The organism is Acidimicrobiales bacterium, from assembly GCA_036491125.1.
Taxonomy (GTDB): Bacteria; Actinomycetota; Acidimicrobiia; order Acidimicrobiales; family AC-9; genus AC-9.
On the sequence record DASXCO010000213.1, the window covers coordinates 1 to 6,435 of the forward strand.

A 6,435-nucleotide genomic window follows, 5' to 3' on the forward strand; every position below is an offset into this window, starting at 1 on the left:
GTCGGGGACGGTCAGCCGCCGGTCGAGTGCCCGACCACCGAGTTGATGTAGGTGAGCATGGGCCTCCCGCCACCCGAGCTGCCGACGGGCCAGAAGCCGATCTCCAGGTGCGGGCCGCTCGAGATGCCGACGATCCCGTAGCCCACGATGGAGATCTGCTGGCCGGCGACCACCTGGCTCCCGACGTGGACGAGGTCGGGTCCGGAGTGGCCGTAGTAGACGGTCCTGCCCGCCAGGGGGCCCGAGGTGATCCGGAGCACGGGGGCGTTCGATCCGAAGCCGCCGATCCCCTCCTGGATGATGGTGCCGGGGCCCATGGCATACAGGGGTGTGCCGCCGGGGGCGGAGTAGTCGACGCCGTTGTCGACCGAGCCGTTCTTCAGGTACTGGATCGGCAGCGGCAGACCCGAGCTGCTGGAGCTGGTCGCTGTCGCGGCCGGTGCCGGCAGCTTGGGAGCAGCAGTGGTGGTGGTGGTGGGTGCGAGCGTCGTCGGGGGAGCGGGCGCAGGGACCGTCGTCGTAGGGGCAGGTGCCGTGAGGGGCGGGCCTCCCAACGCCTGCGGCGAGGGAGCGGTGGTCGCAGACTCGCGGACTGCCCGGCCCGTCGCCAGGCGCTCGGAGGCGGGGTGGGGCATGACCCCGACGGCGACGCTGGCGCCGATCACGATCAGGGCGGCCGAGTAGCTGAGCAGGCCCTTGCGGAGCACCGGGTGCGCCGGGTCGCCCGCTTCCGGCGCCGACAGGCGGGAGGCCACACCGCGCAGCCGGCGCCCGAGAGGAAGGGATGTGGCGTCCGCCGCCAGGAGCAGTCGAGCTGCCGCCCGCACCACGCCGGAGTGAGAGTCAGTGGCCCGCTCCACGAGCTCGGCCGGCCCGGGGCGGATCCCCCCGATGACTCCTCGCACGGAGCCCTCGATTCTGCGCCCGGTGCCAGTTGTCCTGCTTGTTCGGCCCCTTGAACGGGCAAATCAGGACGAAACTGGCGCGCCCTGGGTCACCAGAGCTGGCCGCTACAGCTCCTCGTCGCCGACCCAGGAGCCGTGGAAGCCGTACGGCACCCGCCGCGGAAGTCGGACCCGCGCCACGGGCGCCGCACCCCACTCGTGGGCGTCCAGCACGAGTAGCTCACTGCCGTCGGTCGCGCTGTCGTAGACGTAGCTGAGCACCCAGCCCTCGTCCTCCCCGCTGGAGGGTGAGGCCGGGACGAAGACCGGCTCGCCCGCCGACTGGCTGGCCCGCAGCCGGTAGGGCTCGACGCGATCGCCGCGGGTGTCGTGCTTGAGGATCGACGAGCCGAAGCCGTCGCCGTGCCCGATGAGGTCGTCGGTCGCCAGCCACGCGTAGCGGTGGGCCAGACCCACGCGTCGCGGATCGACGCGTGGGAACTCCGCCGCCTGGTTGTCCAGCTGCTGCTCCTGCACCGTCCCGGCGGCGGCGTCGATAGTCCACCGCCATAGCGACGCCGTGTGGTCGAAAACCTCCGGTGAATCCCGCCACAGCTCGGGGTAGCGCGCCACGTCGACGGTGATGACGCCGGAGTCGTCCTCGTGGGCGTTGGCCGGGTGGAAGACGTAGCAGGGCTCGATGTCGAACCACTCGACGTCCGCGCTCCCGCCGGTCCTGGGCATGACCCCGAGGCGCGCGCCGTAGTCGTCGCTCCACACATATGGAAACCGACCCTGGGTCGCCAGCTCGAGGTCGAACACGATCGGCAGGTCCATCCAGACCACGTGCTTCGCCGTGACGTTGAAGTCGTGCATCATCGTGGGTCCTCGCACCTCGATGTCCTCACTCTGGATGAGCTCGCCGTTGGCCGTGGCTCGGTGATAAGTGAGATAGGGCGGAAAGAAGCTGTAGCCGAAGAACAGCAGCTCGCCCGTGGTGGCGCAGCGCTTGGGATGGGCAGTCATCGCCGTCGTCAGGCGTCCCCCGAAGTCGTACGGACCGACGGTGTCCAACTCGGGCGTCACCTCGGTTGGGAACGACGACTCGACCAGGGCAAGGATGTGACCGGCGTGGCAGACGACATGGGTGTTGGCCACGCCGATCGAGCGGTCCACGCTGCCGTCCTCCCTGACGAAGTCCTCTCCGGTCTCCAGCCCCTTGGTCTGCACCCATCGGTTGCGGTACCACTCTGCCCGCCCGTCCTCGATGCGGACCCCGTGGAGCATGCCGTCACCCATGAACCAGTGGGACGGCTCGTGGCCGGGCCGGGGGTTGGGGCCGTTGCGCAGGTAGCGCCCCTGGAGCTCGGGCGGCAGCTTTCCCTCCACGGGAAGGTCGATGGCGCCCATCTCGTCGGGCACCGGTGCGAAGTTGCCCTCCAGATAGAACTTCGTCTGCTGCCGGTCTTCCTGTCGGCTGGCCATCTCGTTCCCCCCGTTGCCCGGTGACGCGACCTACCCAGGCTACCGCCGGGCTGCGCCCGGCGAAGAGCCCGCGCTCCGACGTCGCTGCCTACTATCGGTCGAGAACCGGACGAACCAACAGGGCTCATGACACTGACCGGCCTGCAACAAGCAGTCGAAGAGGTCGCCGCCGTCGGCCACTGCCTGGTCCGTGACGCCGTGACGCCAGTACATGCCGAGGAGCTGCTCGCCGAGCTGGAGCCGGGCCGGTTCGCTCCTCTCGAGCCCACGATCGGCACCGTCCACCAGCGCGGCGAGCGGCTGACCGTCGAGCCCGACGACGACGCCTTCCCATTGGTGGCCAGGCTGGTCTCCGAGCTGACCTGGGAGGTACGGGCGTCGCGACTACCGGGCTCGGCGGACTACGCGCCCACCGAGATCACGTGCCAGCGCTACTTGGACGGCCGTTCGGGCATCACCCCGCACATGGACCAGCGGCGTTACCGGCTACTGGTCGCGGCCTTCACTCTGGTGGGCGAGGCCACCTTCACCGTCTTCGAGGACAGGTCCGCAAGTGGGATCGTGCGGGCCTGGACGACGCGGGCGGGCGACCTCTGCCTGCTGCGGGCTCCGGGGCTCGCCGGCCATCCCGACGGGCGCCCGACCCACTCGGTGGCCGGTCCGGCGACCGGTGCTCGCGTGTCGCTGACCGTCCGGATGAACCAGTCAGTCCTGTAGGCGGCGCGACAGGGGTAGCCCGAACCACAGCCAGCTCACCACCCCGGCGAAAGCGGCAGCGACACCAGCGGCGACGCCACGGCTGTAAACCACGCTGGTGATGACGTACACGACAGCAGATATGGAGAGCGCCAGGAAGCTGATGCCGACGATGGCCAGGCGATTGGATGTCTCCAGCATGCGCGCCTTGTCGTGCTGGCGCCAACGGAGCCGATGGTAGGAGGACGGCGCGATCAGGAAGGTCGTGGCCATGGCGGTGGCCAGGACGGCGAGGAAGTAGATGTCGCGCTGGATGCCGTCGAGCTGCGAGAAGCGCTGCGTGAAGGGAACGGTCAGCAGGAAGGCGAACAGGACCTGAACTCCGGGGAGGCCCACCCGGAGCTCGTTGAGCAGCTCGATCAGCTGCCGGTGGTGCCGCGCCGTGAGATCCTCTTGCGGCCCGGTCCCTGGAGGGCGGGCACCTGCGTCGCCGTCACCCCCGGCCCCGCCGGGAGAGGCGCCGCGGTCGCTCATCAGCAGATACTGCGCCCCTCGATCCGAGCGTGCAAGGCCGGCAGGTCAGCCTGGCCAGTCAGCCTCCGTGACGGCGCCTCCATCGATCGTCACGAAGGCGGCCGGGCCGTGCGCGCAGATCCGGTACCGGCCGGTGTCGAGCGAGGGGAACACAGCCGGGAACCGGCGACGGGAGCCGATCCGCCACTCCCGGACCACGGTGTGGACACGCCGCGTGGGTTCGACCTCGGGCGCCAGCTCCACCTCGAGTCCGAGAAATGCTTCGGGCGCGTACAGCACGAGCGCGCCGACGTGGTCGCCGATGTCGAGGATCGCGGGGCCACCACCGCCCGCAGCCGACCGGCTCTCGTCCACCGGAGAGCCCTCAGCTCGCCGGCACGGCGAAGCCGCTGTAGGGCACGCCGAGGTACGGAAAGGTGGGCAGATAGTTCTCGGTGCCCATGGCGGAGACGTCGGTCGGGCTCGTGGTAAGACCGTCGGTCACCTGCGACACGGCGGCGTCGGCTGTGAAGCTCTTGTTGACCAGCGGGAGGGTCGCCCCGGCGAGGGCCCGCAACTCGATGGTGACGACATCGTCGAAGACCCGGCGACCGTTGGGGAAGCCGGCGGGGTCATTCCCGACCACGCCCAGGTTGCTGAGGTTGCTCGTGGTCGGTGGTATCGCCATGTTGAGGCGCAGCAGGTCGGCCTGCTTGGAGCCGCCCGAGTTCTGAAACCCGGACACGACGCCGGAGGGGATGCCCGTATTGAAGATGGCGACGATGTCTCCCCGCGGGCTGCCGGTGGCGTTGAAGGCGGCCAGGTTGGGAAAGGCATTGGGGTACAGCGTCGGCAGCAGCGTCGACAGCTCGGGATGCTGGAAGTACTGCACGAACTGGCTGTCGTTGGCCGGCGGCTGGTTGTTCCAGTAGTCCTTCTTCCCCATCGGGATGATGACCTCGTTGACGAGCGGGTTGCCGAGCCGCGACACCTGCACGAATGGTCCCGCGTTGGTGCTCTGGCCGTTGTTCTGGGCGACCATCGACACCTTCTGACGGCTGGCGGTCGTCCAGACGCCGATCACGGAGCTGGGGTCGCCGGCGTTGGTGGGGCTGGATCCGTTGGACGTGAGCTGGGTGATCGGGACCTGGAGCGCAATGCTGTAGACGTTCGCGCCTTTGGTCGAGTTGACCCCCGGAGCGGGCTTGGCGAGCTCGGGCACGTTCAGGCCGAACTGGTTGTGGAGTTGCTCGAGGGGCCGAAGGTCGCCGAGGTCGAAGATGGCGCCCAGGTCGACGTAGAAGCCCTCGGCGCGCTGGCCAGCGAAGACCTTCTCGCCGCCCGGGAGACCGTGGACGGCCTGGTTGGCAAGATCGGGGTAGTTGGGCGTCGACAGTGGGCCTATGTTGCAGGGAGGGCAGGCCAGGTTGGTGCCGAGAACCGTGGTGCGCCGCTGGTTGCCGCTCTTCTCCTGTCGGTTGAGCGAGTAGAACTGGCGACGGTTCCAGTTCTTGTCGGCGAGCGACTGGATGGGCCCGGTGTTGTACAGGAAGGTGTTGGGGTTCCCCACCACGGTGTTGAATCGAAGCTCGTAGATGATCTCAGCGACGCCGTCGCCGTTGTTGTCGATGTTGATGTGGTAGAGGACGTCGTCGCCGAACTCGTAGAAGTTCGGACCTCCGTCCGGTGCCTGAAGAGGCACGTAGTTGGCGATCAGAGTGACCGTGGTCGGGGCGTCGGGGCTGACGAAGGCGTAGACGTCAGTGCTGTCGGCTACGGGGTCCTTCGAGATCTCGGGTGCTTCACGGTGTGACGACATCAGCTCACCTCACAGGGGAACGAGGACTGCTTCTTCCAATGGGCTCGGAACGATTGCGGCTGGTCAGCGGGTGGCCTTGAAGAGCCGCGCCGCCATGTGTGGATCTCTGTAGGTCACCTGTCGCTCGCCGGCATAGAGATCGATCTCGCCGGTCGTCAGGTCCCGGACATGGGCAACGAGGGGCTCGGAGAGCTCGGCGCCCTTGGGCAGCTCGGCCGCGGCCGACTCGGCGGCCTGTGGGCCACCGGACTCGAGCACAGCTGGCAGGCCGGGGACCGCGGCAACGGCGCCCGCCACGCCCACCGCCATCGAGGTGTTCCGAAGAAACGCTCTCCGGCTGTGCTTCTCCATCGGGTCTCCTCTCGCCGTTGATTGCCATTCCTACGGAGCCGTCGCCCGCCCGGATGACAGAGTGATCACTGCGACCGCCGCATGAGCCTGCCGATGACGATGGCTGCCTCGTAGAAGAGGCACATCGGGATGGCGAGGACGAGCATCGAGAACGGGTCGGAGCTCGGTGTGATGAGGGCGGCCGCGGCGACCAGCACCACGATCGCCCGTCGCCGCCACGCTGCCAGCTTCGCCGGTGTCAGCACGCCCACCAGCTGTAGGCACACGAGCAGGACCGGGAACTCGAAGGTCGCCCCGAAGGCCGCCATGAGCAGCACGATGAGGCTCAGGTAGCTGGTGGGGGAGTAGATCTGCTGGAGGCTGGGGCCGCCTACCGCGACGAGGAAGGAGAGGGCGTGCGGAAAGGTGAGGTAGGCGAGTGCGGCGCCGAGCACGAAGAGGACGATGGAGGCGGTGACGAAAGGGATGGCGTAGCGCTTCTCGTTAGGATTGAGGCCTGGAGTCACGAACCGCCAGAGCTGCCACAACACCACGGGAGAGGCAAGGAACAGCCCGCCGTAGCCGGCGATCTTGAACCTGATCGAGAGGCCATCCAGAGGCCCGGTCACGAACAGCTGGCACGAGTGGTGGGGCCCGACGACCTGGCAGTAGGGGTGGACGAAGAAGGACAGGATGTGTCCGTAGAGG

Annotated in this window: 8 protein-coding genes; 1 reads left to right on the plus strand and 7 read right to left on the minus strand. The window is 68.4% G+C overall.

From position 1 onward, the window contains the following. Positions 1-11: 11 nt before the first annotated feature. Entirely contained in the window at positions 12-905 is an 894-nt protein-coding gene (locus VGF64_16940; GenBank protein HEY1636448.1) for a M23 family metallopeptidase, read from the minus strand. 105 nt (positions 906-1,010) lie between these two features. Further along, positions 1,011-2,369 (minus strand): carotenoid oxygenase family protein, encoded by a 1,359-nt coding sequence (locus VGF64_16945; GenBank protein ID HEY1636449.1) that lies wholly within the window; start codon positions 2,367-2,369, stop codon positions 1,011-1,013. A 126-nt stretch (positions 2,370-2,495) separates the two neighbouring features. On the opposite strand from VGF64_16945, the gene VGF64_16950 reads away from it, so the two are divergent. After that, complete coding sequence (locus tag VGF64_16950) at positions 2,496-3,086, plus strand: hypothetical protein (protein HEY1636450.1); 591 nt, start codon at positions 2,496-2,498, stop codon at positions 3,084-3,086. Here VGF64_16950 and VGF64_16955 read toward each other — a convergent pair. The 5 genes from VGF64_16955 to tatC form a co-directional block, all read right to left on the minus strand. Then, positions 3,075-3,599, minus strand: a complete 525-nt coding sequence (locus VGF64_16955) for a DUF6328 family protein (protein HEY1636451.1) — start codon at positions 3,597-3,599, stop codon at positions 3,075-3,077. The two genes, VGF64_16950 and VGF64_16955, sit on opposite strands and share 12 nt — an antisense overlap. A gap of 45 nt (positions 3,600-3,644) precedes the next feature. Continuing rightward, positions 3,645-3,953 (minus strand): hypothetical protein, encoded by a 309-nt coding sequence (locus VGF64_16960; GenBank protein HEY1636452.1) that lies wholly within the window; start codon positions 3,951-3,953, stop codon positions 3,645-3,647. A gap of 10 nt (positions 3,954-3,963) precedes the next feature. After that, complete coding sequence (locus VGF64_16965; GenBank protein ID HEY1636453.1) at positions 3,964-5,397, minus strand: DUF4331 domain-containing protein; 1,434 nt, start codon at positions 5,395-5,397, stop codon at positions 3,964-3,966. A 63-nt stretch (positions 5,398-5,460) separates the two neighbouring features. Further along, on the minus strand, positions 5,461-5,748 hold the full coding sequence (locus VGF64_16970; GenBank protein HEY1636454.1) for a twin-arginine translocation signal domain-containing protein: 288 nt from the start codon (positions 5,746-5,748) through the stop codon (positions 5,461-5,463). Positions 5,749-5,813: 65 nt separating this feature from the next. After that, the coding region (tatC, locus tag VGF64_16975; GenBank protein ID HEY1636455.1) for a twin-arginine translocase subunit TatC at positions 5,814-6,435 on the minus strand (622 nt) is incomplete at its 5' end.

Excerpts from the sequence above, each read along its gene's own strand:
- VGF64_16955 (HEY1636451.1), bottom strand. The coding sequence starts at position 3,599 with ATGAGCGACCGCGGCGCCTCTCCCGGCGGGGCCGGGGGTGACGGCGAC.
- VGF64_16970 (HEY1636454.1), bottom strand. The coding sequence starts at position 5,748 with ATGGAGAAGCACAGCCGGAGAGCGTTTCTTCGGAACACCTCGATGGCG.
- VGF64_16945 (HEY1636449.1), bottom strand. The coding sequence starts at position 2,369 with ATGGCCAGCCGACAGGAAGACCGGCAGCAGACGAAGTTCTATCTGGAG.
- VGF64_16965 (HEY1636453.1), bottom strand. The coding sequence starts at position 5,397 with ATGTCGTCACACCGTGAAGCACCCGAGATCTCGAAGGACCCCGTAGCC.
- VGF64_16950 (HEY1636450.1), top strand. The coding sequence starts at position 2,496 with ATGACACTGACCGGCCTGCAACAAGCAGTCGAAGAGGTCGCCGCCGTC.